General features: G+C 64.3%; 20 protein-coding genes. 11 read left to right on the forward strand and 9 right to left on the reverse strand.

The genetic code is table 11. The annotated features are described in order from the left end of the window. Nucleotides 1-18 precede the first annotated feature (18 nt). Together AB6802_RS17640 and AB6802_RS17645 are read right to left on the reverse strand one after the other, a co-directional pair. Nucleotides 19-237, reverse strand: coding sequence for a hypothetical protein (locus tag AB6802_RS17640; protein WP_371011431.1), 219 nt, complete (start codon nt 235-237; stop codon nt 19-21). Continuing rightward, nucleotides 234-989, reverse strand: coding sequence for a COG4280 domain-containing protein (locus AB6802_RS17645; protein WP_371011433.1), 756 nt, complete (start codon nt 987-989; stop codon nt 234-236). The genes AB6802_RS17640 and AB6802_RS17645 overlap by 4 nt, the downstream gene beginning before the upstream one ends. A 149-nt stretch (nt 990-1,138) precedes the next feature. On the opposite strand from AB6802_RS17645, the gene AB6802_RS17650 reads away from it, so the two are divergent. Continuing rightward, a complete protein-coding gene (locus AB6802_RS17650) occupies nt 1,139-2,158 on the forward strand; it encodes an LLM class flavin-dependent oxidoreductase (protein WP_371011434.1) in 1,020 nt (339 codons plus the stop codon). A gap of 4 nt (nt 2,159-2,162) precedes the next feature. Here AB6802_RS17650 and AB6802_RS17655 read toward each other — a convergent pair whose 3' ends face one another. Both AB6802_RS17655 and AB6802_RS17660 read right to left on the reverse strand, forming a co-directional pair. Next, entirely contained in the window at nt 2,163-2,489 is a 327-nt protein-coding gene (locus AB6802_RS17655) for a multidrug efflux SMR transporter (RefSeq protein ID WP_371011436.1), read from the reverse strand. Continuing rightward, a complete protein-coding gene (locus AB6802_RS17660; RefSeq protein ID WP_371011438.1) occupies nt 2,486-3,130 on the reverse strand; it encodes an FMN-dependent NADH-azoreductase in 645 nt (214 codons plus the stop codon). The genes AB6802_RS17655 and AB6802_RS17660 overlap by 4 nt, the downstream gene beginning before the upstream one ends. A 103-nt stretch (nt 3,131-3,233) precedes the next feature. Between AB6802_RS17660 and AB6802_RS17665 the strand changes: the two genes are divergently transcribed. From AB6802_RS17665 to AB6802_RS17685, 5 genes are all read left to right on the forward strand, one after another. Beyond that, nucleotides 3,234-4,127, forward strand: a complete 894-nt coding sequence (locus AB6802_RS17665) for a LysR family transcriptional regulator (protein WP_371011439.1) — start codon at nt 3,234-3,236, stop codon at nt 4,125-4,127. Nucleotides 4,128-4,170: 43 nt separating this feature from the next. Then, nucleotides 4,171-5,142, forward strand: a complete 972-nt coding sequence (locus AB6802_RS17670; RefSeq protein WP_371011440.1) for a sugar ABC transporter substrate-binding protein — start codon at nt 4,171-4,173, stop codon at nt 5,140-5,142. 138 nt (nt 5,143-5,280) lie between these two features. After that, entirely contained in the window at nt 5,281-6,780 is a 1,500-nt protein-coding gene (locus AB6802_RS17675; RefSeq protein WP_371011442.1) for a sugar ABC transporter ATP-binding protein, read from the forward strand. Then, nucleotides 6,777-7,793 carry an ABC transporter permease gene (locus AB6802_RS17680; protein WP_371011443.1) on the forward strand — a complete coding sequence of 339 codons (1,017 nt, stop codon included), beginning with the start codon at nt 6,777-6,779 and terminating at the stop codon, nt 7,791-7,793. Before AB6802_RS17675 ends, AB6802_RS17680 begins: the two co-directional genes overlap by 4 nt. 14 nt (nt 7,794-7,807) lie before the next feature. Beyond that, entirely contained in the window at nt 7,808-8,812 is a 1,005-nt protein-coding gene (locus AB6802_RS17685) for a LacI family DNA-binding transcriptional regulator (protein ID WP_371011445.1), read from the forward strand. 134 nt (nt 8,813-8,946) lie between these two features. On the opposite strand, the gene AB6802_RS17690 is transcribed toward AB6802_RS17685, so the two are convergent. Beyond that, nucleotides 8,947-9,345 (reverse strand): winged helix-turn-helix transcriptional regulator, encoded by a 399-nt coding sequence (locus tag AB6802_RS17690; protein WP_371011447.1) that lies wholly within the window; start codon nt 9,343-9,345, stop codon nt 8,947-8,949. Between the two features lie 95 nt (nt 9,346-9,440). Between AB6802_RS17690 and AB6802_RS17695 the strand changes: the two genes are divergently transcribed. Both AB6802_RS17695 and AB6802_RS17700 read left to right on the forward strand, forming a co-directional pair. Then, on the forward strand, nt 9,441-10,466 hold the full coding sequence (locus tag AB6802_RS17695; protein WP_371011449.1) for a zinc-binding alcohol dehydrogenase family protein: 1,026 nt from the start codon (nt 9,441-9,443) through the stop codon (nt 10,464-10,466). A 28-nt stretch (nt 10,467-10,494) separates the two neighbouring features. Beyond that, nucleotides 10,495-10,938 (forward strand): heme-binding protein, encoded by a 444-nt coding sequence (locus tag AB6802_RS17700; protein ID WP_371011451.1) that lies wholly within the window; start codon nt 10,495-10,497, stop codon nt 10,936-10,938. Between the two features lie 4 nt (nt 10,939-10,942). Here the strand turns inward: AB6802_RS17700 and AB6802_RS17705 are convergent, their stop codons facing one another. Beyond that, on the reverse strand, nt 10,943-12,001 hold the full coding sequence (locus tag AB6802_RS17705) for an ornithine cyclodeaminase (RefSeq protein ID WP_371011452.1): 1,059 nt from the start codon (nt 11,999-12,001) through the stop codon (nt 10,943-10,945). 2 nt (nt 12,002-12,003) lie between these two features. Beyond that, on the reverse strand, nt 12,004-12,936 hold the full coding sequence (gene rocF, locus AB6802_RS17710; protein WP_371011454.1) for an arginase: 933 nt from the start codon (nt 12,934-12,936) through the stop codon (nt 12,004-12,006). Between the two features lie 132 nt (nt 12,937-13,068). Here rocF and AB6802_RS17715 point away from each other — a divergent pair, with 132 nt between their 5' ends. Beyond that, nucleotides 13,069-13,509, forward strand: a complete 441-nt coding sequence (locus AB6802_RS17715; RefSeq protein ID WP_371011455.1) for an Lrp/AsnC family transcriptional regulator — start codon at nt 13,069-13,071, stop codon at nt 13,507-13,509. 19 nt (nt 13,510-13,528) lie between these two features. Here the strand turns inward: AB6802_RS17715 and AB6802_RS17720 are convergent, their stop codons facing one another. Continuing rightward, nucleotides 13,529-14,710 (reverse strand): glycosyltransferase, encoded by a 1,182-nt coding sequence (locus tag AB6802_RS17720; RefSeq protein ID WP_371011456.1) that lies wholly within the window; start codon nt 14,708-14,710, stop codon nt 13,529-13,531. Next, nucleotides 14,698-15,567: a hypothetical protein gene (locus AB6802_RS17725; protein ID WP_371011457.1), complete on the reverse strand. Its 870-nt coding sequence runs from the start codon at nt 15,565-15,567 to the stop codon at nt 14,698-14,700. The genes AB6802_RS17720 and AB6802_RS17725 overlap by 13 nt, the downstream gene beginning before the upstream one ends. 447 nt (nt 15,568-16,014) lie before the next feature. On the opposite strand from AB6802_RS17725, the gene AB6802_RS17730 reads away from it, so the two are divergent. Further along, nucleotides 16,015-17,259 (forward strand): NAD(P)/FAD-dependent oxidoreductase, encoded by a 1,245-nt coding sequence (locus AB6802_RS17730; RefSeq protein ID WP_371011664.1) that lies wholly within the window; start codon nt 16,015-16,017, stop codon nt 17,257-17,259. A 113-nt stretch (nt 17,260-17,372) separates the two neighbouring features. Further along, complete coding sequence (locus AB6802_RS17735; RefSeq protein ID WP_371011458.1) at nt 17,373-18,428, forward strand: Ldh family oxidoreductase; 1,056 nt, start codon at nt 17,373-17,375, stop codon at nt 18,426-18,428. Nucleotides 18,429-18,499 lie beyond the last annotated feature (71 nt).

Consider the following 18,499-nt stretch of genomic DNA (forward strand, 5'->3'; position numbering starts at 1 on the left):
CTTCGCGTTTAAAATAGCTCAGGCCTTGCGCTTGGCGGACGCGGCGCGCCGCGTGCTTTCCAGAAGAATCGCCAAGCAGCCGGCCAGGAGCAGCACGCCGCCGATGAGCGGCGGCAGCGCCAAGAGCTTCACCGCGGCGGTGACCACGGCAATCAGGATCAGCGCCAGCAGCGCCAGGCTGCCGTCGTCGACGAACATGCCGACCAGTTCCTTGAGGACGAGACGGATCATGGTCATCGGGCAACTCCCTCGGCAGCTGCCGGGTAGGCGCCGCGCAACCAGCGCACGATGGCGAAGGATGCTACGGCGATGATGGCGAAGATGCCAAGCAGCGCGAGGTCTTTTCCTGGCCAATCGGCGCCGAACCCTTCGCCGGTCCAGAAGACGCCGAAGCTGGTCAACATCAGCCCGACGACGAATTTGAGCGCATTTTCGGGCACACGCGCCAATGGCCGGTGCACGGCGAACCCGACCAGAATCACCAGCACGAAGGCAGCAAGCGCGCCGAGACTGGCATAAAGCGTCTGGGCGTGCGCGGATCCGACGGCAATGACGATGAACACCACTTCGACGCCTTCGAGCAGCACCGCCTTGAACGACGCGACGGCCGCCAGATAGTCGGCGCGACGGTCGTTGGCCTGGCGCTGCAAGGCGGCGGTTTCCTTGGAAAAAGCCTGCTCTTCGTCATGCAGCGCGATGACCCCGACGCTGCGCAGGATCGCCTTCCTCAGCCAACGCATGCCGAACAGGATCAAAAGCACGCCGACCACGAATTGCAGAACCGTGATAGGGACAAGCGCCAGCAGCGGCCCGAACGCCAGCACCAGCGCGGCCAGGACAGCGAGCGCCACGGCGGCGCCGCCCAGCGCCGGACGCCAGCCGCGCGTCACGCCGACGGCAAGCACAATGGTGAAAGCCTCGACCACTTCGACGAAGGACGCCAGGAAGGAGGCCGTCACGATGGAAAGGATGGGTGACAGATCGTTCATTGGGCCTCCGTTGAATTGCGACGCTGCGCTGGCTATCTGCTGTTACGCAATTTTGAGGCGGAAAGTCGTTATACGCTTCAGCCATTACATGAGAGCAACATAAAAGCACTCGAGCGGTCCCGCGACCCCTGCGAGCTGGAGCGGATCATATGAAGAAGATCGGATTTCTGTCGTTCGGGCATTGGTCGCCCTCGCCGCAATCGGGCACGCGTTCGGGCGCCGATGCGCTGCTGCAATCGATCGACCTCGCGGTCGCGGCCGAGGAGCTCGGCGCCGACGGCGCCTATTACCGTGTCCACCATTTTGCCAGGCAGCTCGCCTCGCCCTTCCCGCTGCTGGCCGCGGCCGGTGCGAAAACCCGGCGTATCGAGCTCGGCACCGCCGTCATCGACATGCGCTACGAGAACCCGCTCTACATGGTGGAAGATGCGGGCGCGGCCGATCTCATCGCCGGCGGCCGCTTGCAGCTGGGCATCAGCCGCGGCTCGCCCGAGCAGGTGATCGATGGCTGGCGTTATTTCGGCTACGTGCCGGAAGAGGGCAAGAGCGACGCCGATATGGCGCGCCGCCACTCGGAGATCTTCCTCGACCTGTTGCGCGGCGAAGGTTTTGCCCAGCCCAATCCGCGGCCGATGTTTCCCAATCCGCCTGGACTGCTCCGGGTCGAGCCGTTCTCGGCGGGCCTGCGCGAGCGCATCTGGTGGGGCGCTGCAACCAACGCCACGGCCGTGTGGGCGGCCAAGCTCGGCATGAATCTGCAGAGCTCGACGCTCAAATTCGACGAGAGCGGTGAGCCGCTGCACATCCAGCAGGCCGAGCAAATCCGCGCCTACCGTGCCGCCTGGAAGGAAGCCGGGCACACCAGGGAGCCGCGCGTGTCGGTGAGCCGCAGCATCTTCGCCCTGGTCAACGACATGGACCGCGCCTATTTCGGCGGCAGCGAGGGCCAGGACCACTTCGGCTATATCGAGCCGGAGAAGCGCGCCGTCTTCGGCCGCAGCTACGCCGCCGAGCCGGACAAGCTGGTCGAGGAACTCAAGGAAGACCAGGCGATCGCCGAAGCCGACACGCTGCTGCTCACCGTGCCCAACCAGCTCGGCGTCGACTACAACGCCCATGTCATCGAGTCGATCCTCAAGCACGTCGCGCCGGCCATGGGCTGGCGGTGACGTTTCACGAGCTCACCTTCAGCCCAACGACGCCAAGAATGGTCACCGCCGCGAAGGTGAGGCGCACGGCGTCGGTGCTTTCGCCGAACAGTGCAATGCCGGCGGCCAAGGAGCCGACGGCGCCGATGCCGGTCCATACGGCATAGGCTGTGCCGAGCGGCAAGACCGTCAGCGCCTTGGTCAGCAACACGATGAAGATGACGAGCAGCACCAGCGAGACGACGGCCCAGAGCGGCTCGGTGAAGCCGGCCGATTTCTTGGTGGCGAGCGCCCAGGCGACGTCGGTGACGCCGGAGATGACCAGCAGCAACCATGCGAGTGACGAGCTCATGCCAGGCGCTCCGCAAAGCTGGCGGCGAGCTTGCTCACCTCGCCTTCGGTCCGCCTGACGCCGGCTTCCACCGCCTCCGGCTGGCCGATGGTCGGCGCGACATGGACGATCTCGGCATCCTTCAGGCCGATGAAGGCGAGCGCGGTGCGCAGATAGGGCGTGGCAAGGTCGGGCCGACCGTAGCTAGGGCCTTCGGTGAAATCACCGGACGTGGCCATCAGCACGGCCGTCGGGCGTGGGCGCAACAGCGGCGAGTGGCCAACTCCGGGCGTGAAGGAGAAGCTCAAGCCAGGCTGCGTCACCAGGTCGAACAGGTGCTTCAGCCGGTAGGGCACGCCGAGATTCCACATCGGAGTCGAGATCAGGATCGCGTCGGCGGCGTCCAGCCGCGCGACATAGTGGCCGATCAGCTTCCAGGCCCGGCTTTGCGCGTCGGTCAACGGCGTGCCGGAGAGTTTTGCGTATTTGGCGTCGATCGCCGCGCCGTCGAAACTCGGCAGGATCGCGGTCCAGATGTTGAAGAGATCGACCTCGACCTTGGGGCGTTGTTCCTTCAATTGCGTGAGGAATTTTTTCGCGGCCTTGCTCGACCAGGATCGGTCGGCACGCGGCGAGGCTTCGATGTGCAGTAGGCGGCTCATGCCAATCTCCAGAATGCTGGTGTCTGTGCTGAGTCCGATATATGTTCGCATCTAAGCGATGGCTTTTAGCAATTTCGCCACTTGCGTTCGCATGGATGCGAAGATGATCGACTACGATGATGTGCGGCTGGTGGCGGCAATCGCGGCAGGGGGCGGGGTGCGCGGCGCGCAGGCCAGGCTCGGCACGCATGTCGCCACCATCTACCGGCAACTCAGGGCGCTGGAACAGCGCACCGGCGGCGCGCTGTTCGAACGCGCCGGCGATACCCTTATGCCGACGGGGCGGGCGGAGCCTTTGCTCGACGCGGCGGAGGAGTTGCGCGATCGCCTCGCCGAGGTCGAGCGGCGGGTGGCGGCGCAGCATGACCGACTGGTCGGTCCGCTGCATGTGACGACGGCCGATACGCTGCTCGACATCGCCGCTTCCTGCCTCAAATCCTTCAACAGCGCGCATCCCGGCATCGCGCTGTCGCTGGAGGTGAACAACAGCTTCGCCGATCTGGGGAGGCGCGAGGCAGACGTCGCCATACGCCCGACGCTGACGCCGCCCGAAACGCTGGTCGGCCGGCGCGTGGCGCGTTTTTCCTATGCTGCCTATGCGAGCGCGGCGGCGGCTCAGGGCGACTGGATCGGCTTCGGCGCGGCGCTGGCCGCGTTGCCGGCCGCGCAATGGCTGAAGGCGAATGTGATCGACGAGGAGATCAAGCTCAGGGTCAATAGTCTGACGGCCGCGGCCGCGGCCGCCGAGGCAGGCTGGGGACAGGCGTTGCTGCCCGACTATCTCGGCGCGTCGCGTCGGCTCTCGCGCGTCGGCGAAAGCATAAACGCGCTCGCCTCGGAGCTATGGGTGCTCTACCACCCGGACCTCAAGGGCAATCCAAGGGTGCGCGCCTTCAGCGATTTTGCGGCCAAGTGGCTGCGGGCGCGGCTCAACGCTGCAGCCGTGCCCCGCTTGATATTGACACCTGCCGAGCCCAAGCTCTACTTTGGCGCGTAATCGGTTACGTAATCGGTTACGGCTCAATCAAGTGGAGGAAAGCATGAGCAAGGTTTCAACACCCCAAGGGCTCGACCTGGGTTCGTTCTCACGCCGCAAGTTCCTGAAGACCAGCGCGCTGGCGGCCGGCGCGCTCGCTTTGCCGATCGGCCCGGTCTTCGCCGCCGACAAGCCGAAGGTCGGCCTGGTCATGAAGTCGCTCGCCAATGAGTTCTTCAAGCAGATGCAGGCCGGCGCCGAGGACTACGCCGCCAAGAACAAGGACAAGTTCGATTTCGCCGCCGTCGGCATGAAGGACGAGCGCGATTTCGCTTCGCAGGTCGACGCGATCGAGAACTTCATCACCCAGAATTACAACATCATCGTCGTGGCGCCGGCCGATTCGAAGGCCATGGTGACGCCGATCGCCAAGGCGCTGAAGGCCGGCATCAAGGTTATCAACATCGACGTCGCGCTCGACAAGGGGGCCAAGAAGAAGGCCGGCATCGACCTCGCCTTCTTCGGTCCGGACAACCGTGCCGGCGCCAAGCTTGCAGGCGACGCGCTCGGCAAGGCGCTGGGCAAGGGCGGCAAGGTCGTCATCCTCGAGGGCAATCCGGAGGCCGACAACGCCAAGGAGCGCAAGCTCGGCTTCGACGATTCGGTGAAGGAGTACAAGCTGAAGCTGCTCGATTCCAAGACCGCGCATTGGGAGACCGAGGAAGCCAACACGCTGATGACCAACTTCCTCACCCAGCATCCCGATATCCAGGGCGTGATGGCGGCCAACGATTCGATGGCGCTTGGCGTCGTCAAGGCGATCGACGCGGCCGGCAAGTCGGGCCAGATCAAGGTCGTCGGTTTCGACAACATCCCGGCCGTCGGCAAGCTGCTGAAGGAAGGCAAGATGCTGGCCACCGTCGAACAATACGGTGCGCAAATGGCGGCCATGGGCATCGACTACGGCCTGCGCGAACTTGCCGGCGAGAAGTTCACCGGCTGGGTCAAGACCGACATCAAGCTGATCACCGCTTGAGGCGAGCGCCGGCGCCAGTACTCCCTCTGGCGTCAAGCTTCGCCTTTGTCATCACCGCCGCCGGCAGTTCCGGCGGCGGTGACGATGCACCGTCACCGCTATCGCGGTGGCTGAGCGCGGTTTAGGATTCCACGGCACATGGATGCGATTCTCTCCCTTGAAGGGGTCGGAAAGATCTTTCCCGGCGCCGTCGCGCTCAGCGACGTGTCGCTGTCGATCGCGCGTGGCGAAACCCACATCATCCTGGGCGAGAACGGCGCCGGCAAGTCGACGCTGATCAAGTTGCTCGCCGGCATCTACCAACCCGACTCAGGCTCGATCGCCTTCAATGGCGCGCCTTATCAGCCGAAGACGCCGCATGACGCGCAGCTCTCCGGCATCCGCATCGTGCACCAGGAGCTCAACCTGTTGCCCTATCTCAGCATCGCCGAGAATCTGATGCTGGAGAACCTGCCGCATCGGGCCTTCGGCATCGTCGACGGCAAGGCGCTGAACAGCCGCGCCGTGGCGCTGCTCAAGGAGGTCGGCCTCGACATCGATCCGCGCACCCGCGTCGAGGCGCTTGGCGTGGCGCAGATGCAGCTGGTCGAGATCGCCAAGGCGCTGAGCTACGATTCAAAGCTCTTGGTGCTCGACGAGCCGACGGCGACGCTGACGCCGCCCGAGATCGAGCGGCTGTTTTCCATCATCAAGCGGCTGAAGGCCCGGGGTGTCACCATCATCTACATCTCGCACCGGCTGCATGAGGTGTTCGAGATCGGCGACCGGGTGACGGTGCTGCGCAACGGCAAGCTTGTCGCGACGCGCGACCTCAACGGGCTCACCGTGCCCGACCTGGTACGCATGATGATCGGCCGTGACATCGCCGACGAATATGGTTTCGACGACAAGATCGTGCCCGGCACCGTTGCGCTCAGCGTCGCCAATCTCAAGCGCAGCACCGAGACGCCCCACATTTCCTTCGCCGTCCGCCATGGCGAAATCCTCGGCGTGGCCGGGCTGGTTGGCAGCGGCCGCACCGAAGCGATGCGCGCCTTGTTCGGCGCCGATCCGAAGCTCGACGGCCTGGTCGAGATCGACGGCAAGCCGGTGGCGATCGCCGCGCCCAAGGACGCGGTGCGGCACGGCCTCAGCCTGCTCACCGAGGATCGCAAGGGCCAGGGCCTGCTGCTCGACATGCCGGTCGACAAGAACATCACCATCACCGATCTCGGCAAGGTTTCACGCAACGGCCTGCTCAACCGCCGGGCCGAGGCCGCGGCAGCCAACGATCTCGTCAGGCAGTTGCGTGTCAAGGCAAGCTCGATCGAGCAGGCGGTGCGCAATCTTTCCGGCGGCAACCAGCAGAAGGTGGTGCTGGCCAAATGGCTGTTCCGCGGCACCTCGACGCTGATCCTCGACGAGCCGACGCGCGGCGTCGATATCGGCGCGCGGCGCGAGATCTACCAACTGCTCTGGATGCTGGCGGCGGCGCAGAAGGGCATCATCATGGTGTCGTCCGACCTGCCCGAGCTGATGGGCATGTGCCACCGCATCATCGTCTTTTCCAGGAACAAGATCGTCGGCGAGGTGCCGCGCGCCGAATTCGACCAGGAGCGCATCCTGTCGCTCGCCTATCAGGAGTATGTGCGACCATGAGCCAGACGTCCGAAACCGCCGTGGCGGCGCCTGTTTCTCCGGGACGCGCAAAATTCCTGCGCTTCCTGGTGCGCGACGCCGGCGTGCTGCTCGCCTTGGTGCTGATCACCGTGTTCTTCTCGGCAACCGCGCCCTACTTCGCGACACCGGGCAATGCGCTGAAGATCTTCGTGCAGATCGCCATCAACACGGTGCTGGCCGCCGGCATGACCTTCGTCATCCTGACCGGCGGCATCGACCTTTCGGTCGGCTCGGTGCTGGCGCTGTGCACCGTGGTGGGCGCGACCGTGATGATCGACGAGAACCTGTCGCCGGCCGTCGCCATCATTCTGGCGCTGCTTGCCTGCATGGCGACGGGCGCGGTCTGCGGCTTCCTCAATGGCTGGATCTCGACGCGCTGGAAGATCCCGTCCTTCATCGTCACGCTCGGCATGCTCAACATGGCGGCGGGTGCCGCCCGCGTCGTCAGCGACAATTCGACCATCACCGGCCTGCCGCAAAGCTTCGTCGATTTCGGCAACCTCATCATCGGCGGCTTCCTGCCGTCGATCTTCCTGGTCGCCGTGCTGGTCATCGCGGCCGGCTGGTTCGTGCTGCGCTTCACCGTCTTCGGCCGCATGATCTTTGCCGTCGGCACCAATGACGAAGCGGTGCGGCTGTCGGGCCACAATCCGGATTTCTACAAGGTCGCGGCCTTCACCATCAGCGGGCTCACCGCCGGCATCGCCGCCATGGTCTATCTGTTGCGCCTCAACATCGGCAGCCCGATCGCCGGCGTCGGCTATGAGCTCAACGCGATCGCCGCCGTCATCATCGGCGGCACCAGCCTCAGCGGCGGCAAAGGTTCGATCATCGGCACGCTGGTCGGCGCCTGCATCCTGCAGGTGCTCTCGACAGGGCTGCAGCTGCTCGGCGTCGGCGACAATTTCAAGCCGATCGTGATCGGGCTTGTCATTGTGCTTGCCGTCATCCTCGACGCATACCGGGAGCGGCTGTTGCGGAAGATTCGCTAAGGGGGCCAGGGGCCATGACGACGATTGCCGATGTCGCACGCCATGCAGGCGTATCCGTCGCGACGGTCTCGCATGTGATGAACCGCACGCGCCATGTCGAGCCGGAAACGGCCGAGCGCGTGCGCGCCGCGATCACGGCGCTGCGCTACAGCCCGAACTCGGTGGCACGCAGCTTGCGGCGCGGCGAGACCAAGACCATCGGCCTGCTGCTGCCCGACAATTCCAATCCATTCTTCGCCAGCGTCGCGCGCCAGATCGAGGATGCCGGCTTCGTTTCGGGCTACACGGTGATCCTGTGCAACTCCGACGGCAGCGCCGAGAAGGAAGAGCGCTATCTTTCGGTGCTGATGGCCAAGCAGATCGACGGGCTGATCTTCGCCGGTTCATCCGACCACGCGCGGGTGTTCTCGCGCCTGTTGCCCAACGTGCCGGCGGTGCTGCTCGACCGTGAGATCCAGTCGGTCAACGTCGATACGGTTCTGGTCGACCACGATCATGGCGGCTATCTCGCCGGGCGCTACCTGGTCGGGCTCGGCCACGAAAAGATCGGCGTCATCGGCGGTCCACGCGATTCGAGTTCCAGCCCGGCCCGTCAGCGCGGCTTCGCACGGGCGCTGGCGGAGGCCGGCCTCGACCTGCCGGGATCGGCGGTGGTCGATTCCGACTATCACTTCGCCGGCGGCCGCATGGCGATGGAGCGGCTGATGGCGCAGGCGCCCGATATCACGGCGCTGTTTGCCTGCAACGATCTGATGGCGATGGGTGCGCTGACGATGTTGCGTTCGCGCGGATTGCGGGTGCCGGACGATCTCTCGATGATCGGCTTCGACGACATTCCCTATGCCGTCACCACCTGGCCGCCGCTGACGACGATCGCGCAGCCGGTGGAGAAGATCGGCACGCTGGCAGTGAGCCTTCTGCTCGAACGCCTCGGCGAACCGGACGCGCCGTCGCGCCGCGAGGTGCTGGCGCCGGTGCTGGTCGAGCGGGAGAGCTGTGGGCGCCGATCCGGGCGCTAGAGCAATTCCAGGAAAAGTGTGATCGGTTTTCCGCCCGGAATTGCGTCAAAACAAAGAGATAGAGCGGTTCGCCGTTTCCGTGAAACGGTGAAACGGTCTAGCGATCTCGGGCGACGCGGCGCAGGAGCGGACGGTCAGGAAAGACCGGGCGCATCCGGGGCAGGCTGCGATTTCACCATGGATGGTTTGTGCTTCTCGAAGAGTGCCATGTTGTCGGTGCCCCAGATCCGCAAGGCCTCGATGATCGGCGCGAGGCTGCGTCCAAGCTCGGACACGCTGTATTCGACTTTCGGCGGCACCTGCGCGAAGACCGTCCGCGTCACCAGCCCGTCGATCTCCAGATCGCGCAACTGGTTGGTGAGCATGCGTGGTGTCAGGCCGGGAACAAGCCGGCGGATCTCATTGAAGCGCGCGGTGCCGCTGAGTAGGTGATGCAGAATGACGCTCTTCCATTTGCCGTCGATGAGGCTGATCGCGGCCTCCACGGCGCAACCCGGATTGCAGTCGAAGCGGGAATGCCGGGCCTTGGCCATGGAACAGTATCCTTTTTATACTAAGTGCAAATTTTGTGCATATTACGCCGACTGATCATATGCACTAGTTAAGCCTCCGACAAGGAGATCAATCGATGCACGCAATTGGCTACCAGAAACCCTCGCCGATCACCGACGACGCTTCGCTCGTCGACATCGATTTGCCCGAACCTTCGCGCGACGGACACGACCTGCTGGTCGAGGTGAAGGCCGTCTCGGTCAACCCCGTCGACTACAAGGTCCGCCGCAGCACGCCGCCGCAAGGCGCGGCCTGGAAGGTGCTTGGGTGGGACGCTTCAGGCGTCGTGCGGGCCGTCGGCAAGGCCGTGACACTGTTCAAGCCGGGCGATCACGTCTTCTACGCCGGCTCGATCGCCCGATCCGGCAGCAATGCCGAGCTTCACCTCGTCGACGAACGGATCGTCGGTCCGAAGCCGGCGACGCTGGACTGGGCCGAGGCCGCCGCGCTCCCGCTGACGGCGATCACCGCCTGGGAAGCGCTCTTCGACCGGCTCGACGTGAAGAAGGCTGTTGCGGGGGTCGCCCCGGCCATCCTGATCGTCGGCGGCGCCGGCGGCGTCGGTTCGATCGCTGTCCAGTTCGCCCGGCAGCTGACGGATATGACCGTCGTCGCGACGGCGTCGCGGCCCGAGACGCGCGAATGGGTCAAGGCACTCGGCGCGCATCACGTGATCGACCATTCGAAGCCGCTCGCCGCCGAGTTCGCGGCACTTGGCATCGGCGCGCCGGCCTTCGTCTTTTCCACCACGCAGACCGACAAGCACGTCAAGGACATCGCCGAGCTGATCGCGCCGCAAGGGCGCTTCGGCCTGATCGACGATCCCGGCGCCTTCGATGTCATGCTGTTCAAGCGCAAGTCGGTGTCGATCCATCATGAGTTGATGTTCACCCGGTCGATCTTCGGCACGCCCGACATGGCCGAGCAAGGCAGGCTGCTGGGCGAGGTGGCGCGGCTCGTCGACGAGGGCCGGCTGAAGACGACGCTCACCAAGCGGCTGTCGCCGATCAACGCGGCGAACCTCAAGACCGCGCATGCCTGGCTGGAAAGCGGCGCCGCCCGCGGCAAGGTCGTGCTCGAAGATTTTGCCGCCGGACGCTGAGGCCACCATGCTGTCCAAGGAGCACGACATGAGCAAGACTTCGCAAAAGTCGATCCCGATGGCCTCGATCAGCCGCGAGGCTGCCGTAGGCTTAATCGACGCCGCGCTGGCCGCCGCAAAGGCAATCGGCATCGAAGCGGCCGTCGCGGTTACCGACGCCACTGGAAACCTGCGCGCCTTCGAACGCACCGACGGCGCGCCGTTCCTGACCGTCGATGTGGCCATCGACAAGGCCTGGACGGCCTCGTCCTTCGGCTTTGCGACGCATGTCTGGAACGATTATGTGACGACAGACCCGAAGGTCGCGCCACTTGCCCATCGCCCGCGGATGGTCGCGGTGGGCGGCGGCTATCCGATCCTCGAGGACGGCAGGCTGATCGGCGGCGTCGGCATTTCCGGCGGCAGCTACCAGCAGGACCAGGATGCCTGCGTGGCAGCCTTGCAGGCGCTCGATTTCGAGCTTCCCGGTTGATGGCTCACGCAGCCGGCTGCAGACCGGCCCGCAGCAGCATGCCGAACAGGTCGCGCGGCTCGTCGGGGTCGGCGAGCAGGTCGAGCTCCTCGTAAAGGCCGGTGGCCTTGAGCTGGTCGCGGACATAGCGCAGCGCCGAGAAATCCTCGGTGGCGAAGCCGACGGAATCGAACAGCGTGATCTGCTCGGGCGCCTTGCGCCCTTGCGCCTGGCCTGAGATCACCTGCCACAGCTCGGTCACCGGATGGTCGGCGTCGAGCTGCTGGATCTCGCCCTCGATGCGCGTCTGCGGCGGGAACTCGACGAAGATGTCGGAGCGTAAGAGGATATCGCGGTGCAGCTCGGTCTTGCCCGGGCAGTCGCCGCCGACGGCGTTGATGTGCACGCCGGAGCCGACCATGTTGTCGGTGAGGATGGTGGCGTACTGCTTGTCGGCCGTCACCGTTGTGATGATGTCGACGCCCTCGACCGCGTCCTGGCCGGTCTGGCAGATGGTGATGTCGAAGCCTTTGCCGGCAAGGTTGCGGGCGCATTTTTCCGAAGCGGAACGGTCGATGTCGTAGAGCCGCAGCCGGTCGATGCCGGTCAGCGCCTTGAAGGCGATGGCCTGGAATTCGGACTGGGCGCCGTTGCCGATGATGGCCATGGCTTGGCTGCCCTTGGGAGCGAGATATTTCGCCGCCAGCGCCGAGGTGGCGGCGGTGCGCAGCGCGGTCAGAATGGTCATTTCACTGAGCAGCATCGGATAGCCGGAGCCGACATCGGCGAGCACGCCGAAAGCGGTCACGGTCTGGCGCCCCTCGCGCATGTTCTTCGGATGGCCGTTGACATATTTGAAGCCGTACATCTTGCCGTCGCTGGTCGGCATCAACTCGATGACGCCGTCATGGCTGTGCGAGGCGATGCGCGGCGTCTTGTCGAACAGCTCCCAGCGGCGGAAGTCCTCCTCGATGTAGCCGGCGAGCTCGGTGAGGAAGCGCTCGACGCCGATCGTCAGCACCAGCTTCATCATATGGTCGACGCTGACGAAAGGGACGATGGCAAGACGGGACGGTTGGGTCATGATCAGATGGTTCCGGAATGGCTGCGGGTCGGGCGATCCATGATGCGGCGGCCCATCAGGCTGGCGGTAAGGTCGACCATCAACGTCGCGGTGCGGCCGCGCTCGTCGAGGAACGGGTTCAGCTCGACGAGGTCGAGGCTGGTGACCAGGCCTGAGTCGGACAGCATCTCCATCACCAGATGCGCCTCGCGGAAGGTGGCGCCGCCGGGCACGGTGGTGCCGACGGCCGGCGCGATCGAGGGATCGAGGAAATCGACATCGAGGCTGACATGTAAGAGACCGTTTTCCTTCTCGACGCGGGCGAGGAAAGCGCGCAGCAGCGGCGCGATGCCGTGCTCGTCGACGGCGCGCATGTCATGCACGGTGACGCCTGCTTCGCTCAGCGCCCGGCGCTCGGCCGGGTCGACGCTGCGCAGGCCGATGGTGCAGATGCGGGCCGGATCGACAGGAACGGCCAGATCCGGGAAATAACCCTTGAAGCCGGGACGGCCGCTGGCATAGGCGAGCGGCACGCCATGCAGATTGCCGCTGGCGGTGGTGTCGAGCGTGTGGAAATCCGGATGCGCGTCGAGCCACAGCACGAAGAGCGGCCGGCCGCGTTCGGCGGCGCGCTGCGCCACGCCCGATACCGTGCCGGCGGAGATCGAGTGGTCGCCGCCAAGAAAGATCGGCATGGCGTCGCCGGCCGCGGCATAGGCGGTTTCGGCGATCGCCGCCGTCCAGGCCGAAATCTCGGGCAGCGCCTTCAGCGCCAGATTGCCGTGGACGACGACCCGCGTCGCCGCCTTCTCGACCGTGCCCCAGTCCTCGACCTCATGGCCGAGGTCCGAAAGCACGGAGATCAGTCCGGCCGTGCGCAACGCGCTCGGTCCCATCTCGCATCCCATCCTGCCCGCGCCGTCCTGCACCGGCGCGCCAACGATCCTGCAGCGCATGATTCTTTTCGCCCTTTGAAATTGATGGCCGCAGTGAACCATCATGCCCCGGCGGTTTGAACAGGCGAAATTGGCATTTCGAGAAGCTTAGTTTATCATTTCGGACATCGATCTTGATCGAAATGGACAGTCATGGATGCACTTGACGAAAGACTGGTGACCCTTCTGCGGCACGATGCGCGGCGCAGCGTCTCTGATCTCGCTGTCGATCTCGGCGTCTCGCGCGCCACGGTCAGGGCGCGCATGGAGCGGCTGCAGAAATCCGGCGAGATCATCGGCTACACGGTGGTTTTGCGCGCCGACGCCGTCGATCAACGCATCCGTGGCATGATGATGATCGAAATCGAAGGCCATGCCGCCGACCGCGTGGTGCGCGCGCTCGGCGGCCTGGCCGAGGTATCCACCATCCACACCACCAACGGTCGCTGGGACCTGGTGGTCGAGCTCGGCACGGCGTCGCTGACCGATTTCGACGCGGTGCTGCGCAGGATAAGGCTGATCCCTGGGATCACGGGCAGCGAGACGAGCCTGCTGCTGGCGACGCCGAGGACGACGCGGGCAAGGTTGGGGTAGCCGGCTGGAACTGCTCTGGCTATGCCCCGAGTTTTAGCAAGATGGATTTGGCCACCGTTTTGAGACGACGCAGCACACCGCTTCGCGGCTGCGGTTGTATCACGCTTTGCGGTTGTACGACGCTTTGCGGCTGCGCGAGCTTGCTTTCCAGATAAGCTACATGATCACGCAGCCCCCGCATGCCTTCTCTTTCGACCCACATCGCGTCAACCTCGCTGGCCATGCGTTCGAGATAGGCCGCGAATGGAGCTGGCGCTGCCTCCGACACAGCGGATTCCAACGCTGTCCGGTAGACGCCTTCCAGTTGATCGCCGGCAATCTTGAGGGTGCGTTCCCGCCGCACCTTCGCCGTTACCTGAGCCGCGTTCTCGGCGGAATAGAGGGCAAGCTCGCGCCGCAGCCAAGCCTCGTTGATTGGTGTCGCGCCGCTGTAGTAGCGAGGTGCGAAATTGGCGAAAGACCAGCTGTCGAAGTTCTCCACGGTCATCAATGCGCCAGCCTGGGTCGGCGCCAGCGTCATCACCGCGCAACCTGTCGCCATTGCCTCCAGCGCGGATTTGCCACTCGCGAAGACGAGATCATATTGCTGCAGCAGCATCTCCGGCCGGGACTGGCTGTTGCCATAGGCCGCGCCGATCTTGTCGAGTTCGAGACCGAGCGCGGCGCAGCCGGATTCAAGTTCCGAAAGCTCCGTCGCGGACAGGGCACTGCTCTGGAAGAGCAGCGCTCGGCGCAACTGCCGAGACGGCGCGCGCACCTCCGAGAAGCGCGTCGTGTTGACAAAGTTCGGCACGCAGGAGACGCATCCGGGATCGAGGCCGAACTCGGCAATGACGCGCCGAACCATCCATTCGCACATCATCACATAGCAGCGGATGCGTTCGTGCATGGGCGGCTGCTCCACCCATGGTATGGAGCCGTGACAATAATAAATGGCAGGCGTTCTTTCGAAGCGCGCCATCGCCGCCATGGCCGGGAGATGGTGGTGGGCATGGATCAGATCCGGGGTCCACGGGACTTCGTCCAGGCGAGACACTGCGCGGACGCCGCTTGGCCAGAGCAGTTTGGCGACACCGCCGAGGCGAGGACTGAAAACGGTGATTTCGTGGCCGCGCTCGGCCATTTCCCTGGCGACCTCGACCGTGACCATCTCCGATCCGTGGAAGCCGACCAGCTCTCGCTGGGTCATCAAGAGCCGCATGACGGGTCCCATGACTGGGGTGCCGCGACGATAAGGCCGGCCGTGTCGGCGTCGTTAAGATAGCCGATCCCGAAAGGCAGCGCCGGAAGTTCATCGCTATCGCCATAAGCCGCGGCCAGATCCGACTGATCGTACTTGGCGAAGACCGGAATATCGGCGACGAAGCGCCCATGCAGCTCGATGTGCCATCCCCAGGCTGACAGCAGGCTATACGGGATGCCGCTCGGATCCTGCACCAGAAGATCGGTTCGCTCCCGCAAAAGACGTCGAAGCCGCTCGAAAGGCGCTTCGTGCAGGAGATAGCTTGCACTCTTCACAAATGTCGCAAAGCGATACCCGGCTCTGAGGTGACGGCTGAGCGGGGCTTCCCGCGACCAGTGTTCATCACGAAGATCCTGCTGGAAATAGGTGAGGCGGGTTGGCGCCGCCCGATCACCGAACAGGATACGGATCGCTGTGCCGGAGCCGTCGACGGGATCGATGCGGTGCAACGGCAGCCCGGCATGGGCGATCTGTGCAATCAGGAGCGGCAACACGCCCCCTATGCCGCTGCTCGTCAATTGCGCTCGCAGATCCTTGGTGACGAAATAGGAACTGTCGAGATAGTGCCGCAGGATGTCCGCTATGCCGGTCAACGCCAGGCCGTCCAGTCCTTCAGCGGGCGGCCAGGAACCGCATGGTTCCGCGCCCACCAGAATGTATTCGTCAGCTTGCGGGAACAGGTGAAAGGGGAACAGCAGGTCCGGGCCGCCGAAAGGATAGAAAATGGTTTTAACCGTGGTCCGGTGCGCCGCAAGATTACGCTGCGCCCACAGCGCCGCCGGCTCGCCGAAGCGGCTCTTGAAACGTGCGAACAAGGAATGAATTTCCGCGGCAGGTCCGCGTCCGCTGGGAGCTCGAACAAGATCCTGCAAGTGCAAGAGTGTGTCGCGCGGCTCTAGGTCGGCCTGTGAGCACTCAGGTTGGTACACACGGCACCTGCACGGCGTATGCCTTCGTGGTTACCGGATCGACGACCGCGATGCACAGAGCAACCGTTGATGGCAGCGGGAAGGTTGTCATTTATCTGGAGCCAATTCCGAGTGGCTGCGTTGCGAGGCCCTTGCCAAAGCCTGTTTTGCCGTTGTTAGCGTACCTCCCACACGGGGGGCAATCGCGAAATGATGCGCGACAGCTCCGCCATGCTGCCGGCGCAACTCGGCGGCGCCGAAGCAAGGGAGCGTCGCAAATGTATGTCGAATATCCGCCGCGTAGCGGGTCCACCCATCGCGATGCCAAAAGCCTTGCCGTCGCCAGGGCCGGCAATGCGCGTTGATGTAACGGTCCTCGGCGCAGGCATCGTGGGCGTCTGTACCGCGCTGCACCTGCAAGAGCGTGGCGCCGACGTCGCGCTGGTGGATCGGGCCGCGCCAGGCGAGGGGGCAAGCTTCGGCAATGCCGGCCTGATAGAGCGTTCCAGCGTCATACCCGCCGCCTTTCCGAGAACAGCGGCGATGCTTGCAAGATACGCTTTCAACCGAGTGCCCTCCGTGCGGTTCGACCCGCTTTACCTGCTTAAGTCCACGCCGGCTCTTGTCAGTTATTGGCACAATTCCTCGCGCCTCAAACTCAAATCCGCCATAGATGCGATGCTGCCGCTGATAGAAGCGAGCATCGACGAGCACGACGCGCTGATAGGCCCCGCGGGCGCCGAGGATCTGGTAAGAGCCGATGGCTGGATCGGCATATGGAGGACCGCGGCGAAATTTGCCGCGGTTTCGGGAAATCTTCAGGGTCTTAAGCGCTTCAATCTCTCGTACACGGTGCTGGACGCCGATGAACTTGCGCGCGTCGAGCCGAAAATTCACACCGGGCAGGAAGGGGCCGTTGGAGGCATCCACTGGCATGATGCCAAAACGGTGACTGACCCCGGTGAATTGGTGAAACGCTATGCCGAGCTCTTCGTGCGGCGCGGCGGCCGGCTTCTGGTCGGCGACGCTGCGGGCCTTTGCGCTTCCGCAGGCCTATGGACGGTCAAAACCGAAGAACTTGAAGTTCAAGCCAGGAATGCCGTCATTGCCCTTGGCCCGCAATCGGCTGGCCTCGCCAGGCGCTTCGGCCATTCCTTGCCTCTGCTGATGAAGCGCGGATATCACCGCCACTATCGGATGGACGATGCTATGCCTTTCCACGCTGTTGCGGATCAGGAACGAGGCTTTGTGATGTCGCCGATGACACGCGGGCTGCGGCTGACGACAGGTGTCGAGTTCGCCGGGGCCGATGCACCGCCAAACCCGAGGCAGCTCAAATATGCCGAAGCCGCGGCGGCGCGTCTGTTGCCGCTTGGGGAGCCGGTCGAGGAAACGCCGTGGATCGGCGTCCGCCCATGCCCGCCCGACATGCGGCCGATCATCGGCCCTGCGTCGGGAACGAAAGGGCTGTGGTTCAATTTCGGCCATGCGCACCATGGGCTGACCATCGGCCCGGCAACAGGGCGGTTGCTGGCAGAGATGCTGACGGGGAAACCGACTTTCGCCGACCCAACGCCCTATCGTCCGGAAAGATTCTGATCGTTGGCTGCAAGCCGACCCGATCTTGACGGAACCGCGGTAAAAGGCGAGGCAAACCCTGCAAGTGGTATCGCCGTTCGCCACAGACCGGGCCTGAGATGTTCGATGGGCACATGACAGACGCGTTGCGGATTGCCGAACAGAGCCTGGCGGGGTTCTGCATCGAGGCGTTGATGACGTCCGGCGTGCCGGAGGCCGATGCACGCGAAACCGCCGCAATCATGATCTTCGCGGACAAGCGAGGCATTGCATCGCATGGGTGTTCGGTTCTTCCGGGCTATATGCATCATTTGCGCCTGGGCAACCTCAATCCGAGGCCAAACGCGCAAATCCTTGTCGACCAGGACGCCTATGCGATCGTAGACGGCGACGGCGGACTGGGGCCTTTGACGGCCGCCAAATGCGCGAGAATTGCGGTCGAGAAGGCCGGCAGATCCGGAATGGCTTTCGTCGCCGCCCGCAACAGCAACCATTTTGGCGCTGGCTCCTATTATGCCTTGATCATGTCGCAGGCCGGCATGATCGGCGAGGTCATAAGCAACGCGCCGCCGGTGATGGCGCCCACCGGCGGTCGCGAACGTGCGCTCGGCAACAATCCTTATGCCGTCGCGGCGCCGACCAGAGGCCGTCCTCCTTTCGTGTTCGATATCGCCACAAGCGTGGTCGCGGGCAGAAAGGTGATCGCCGCGGCGGAATCCGAACGTCCAATCCCGCTCGGCTGGCTTTTGGACCCGTTGGGAAATCCATCGACGGACCCGCGCGACTTCATCCGGGGCGGAGCCCTTGTCCCGTTCGGCGGACACAAGGGCTACGGTCTCGCGCTGACCTTCGAGATATTTGCCGGCGTCCTGACCGGAGCCGGCATAGGGTCGCAGATACAGGGGTCGAAGGACGATTCCACCGGCGGGGTTGGCCATAGCTTCCGGGCAGTCAACGTCGCGGCCTTCATGCCTCTGGAGGCGTTCCACGACAGAATGGATCTTCTGATCGATCAGATGAAAGCCGCCAGGAAGGCACCTGGCGTCAGCGACATCCTCATACCTGGAGAACTCGCGCATAGCCATCAAATGGCCTCGAACACACTCGGTGTTCCTGTCGCGAAGGAAACGCTCAAAACGTTGACCAAGCTGGCATCGACCTTGGGCATCGACCCGCCGAAAGCGGCCTGACGGGCAATTTACGCTGACGGCAAGGCTTGAACGATACCCGCCAATTCCGCCTGAGCGAACGGGGCTACCGC

The organism is Mesorhizobium sp. RCC_202 (assembly GCF_041355295.1).
GTDB lineage: Bacteria > Pseudomonadota > Alphaproteobacteria > Rhizobiales > Rhizobiaceae > Mesorhizobium.

Coding starts and splice junctions, on each gene's coding strand:
- AB6802_RS17640 (WP_371011431.1), bottom strand. CDS start 237: ATGACCATGATCCGTCTCGTCCTCAAGGAACTGGTCGGCATGTTCGTC.
- AB6802_RS17645 (WP_371011433.1), bottom strand. CDS start 989: ATGAACGATCTGTCACCCATCCTTTCCATCGTGACGGCCTCCTTCCTG.
- AB6802_RS17650 (WP_371011434.1), top strand. CDS start 1,139: ATGAAGAAGATCGGATTTCTGTCGTTCGGGCATTGGTCGCCCTCGCCG.
- AB6802_RS17655 (WP_371011436.1), bottom strand. CDS start 2,489: ATGAGCTCGTCACTCGCATGGTTGCTGCTGGTCATCTCCGGCGTCACC.
- AB6802_RS17660 (WP_371011438.1), bottom strand. CDS start 3,130: ATGAGCCGCCTACTGCACATCGAAGCCTCGCCGCGTGCCGACCGATCC.
- AB6802_RS17665 (WP_371011439.1), top strand. CDS start 3,234: ATGATCGACTACGATGATGTGCGGCTGGTGGCGGCAATCGCGGCAGGG.
- AB6802_RS17670 (WP_371011440.1), top strand. CDS start 4,171: ATGAGCAAGGTTTCAACACCCCAAGGGCTCGACCTGGGTTCGTTCTCA.
- AB6802_RS17675 (WP_371011442.1), top strand. CDS start 5,281: ATGGATGCGATTCTCTCCCTTGAAGGGGTCGGAAAGATCTTTCCCGGC.
- AB6802_RS17680 (WP_371011443.1), top strand. CDS start 6,777: ATGAGCCAGACGTCCGAAACCGCCGTGGCGGCGCCTGTTTCTCCGGGA.
- AB6802_RS17685 (WP_371011445.1), top strand. CDS start 7,808: ATGACGACGATTGCCGATGTCGCACGCCATGCAGGCGTATCCGTCGCG.
- AB6802_RS17690 (WP_371011447.1), bottom strand. CDS start 9,345: ATGGCCAAGGCCCGGCATTCCCGCTTCGACTGCAATCCGGGTTGCGCC.
- AB6802_RS17695 (WP_371011449.1), top strand. CDS start 9,441: ATGCACGCAATTGGCTACCAGAAACCCTCGCCGATCACCGACGACGCT.
- AB6802_RS17700 (WP_371011451.1), top strand. CDS start 10,495: ATGAGCAAGACTTCGCAAAAGTCGATCCCGATGGCCTCGATCAGCCGC.
- AB6802_RS17705 (WP_371011452.1), bottom strand. CDS start 12,001: ATGACCCAACCGTCCCGTCTTGCCATCGTCCCTTTCGTCAGCGTCGAC.
- rocF (WP_371011454.1), bottom strand. CDS start 12,936: ATGCGCTGCAGGATCGTTGGCGCGCCGGTGCAGGACGGCGCGGGCAGG.
- AB6802_RS17715 (WP_371011455.1), top strand. CDS start 13,069: ATGGATGCACTTGACGAAAGACTGGTGACCCTTCTGCGGCACGATGCG.
- AB6802_RS17720 (WP_371011456.1), bottom strand. CDS start 14,710: ATGCGGCTCTTGATGACCCAGCGAGAGCTGGTCGGCTTCCACGGATCG.
- AB6802_RS17730 (WP_371011664.1), top strand. CDS start 16,015: ATGCGCGTTGATGTAACGGTCCTCGGCGCAGGCATCGTGGGCGTCTGT.
- AB6802_RS17735 (WP_371011458.1), top strand. CDS start 17,373: ATGACAGACGCGTTGCGGATTGCCGAACAGAGCCTGGCGGGGTTCTGC.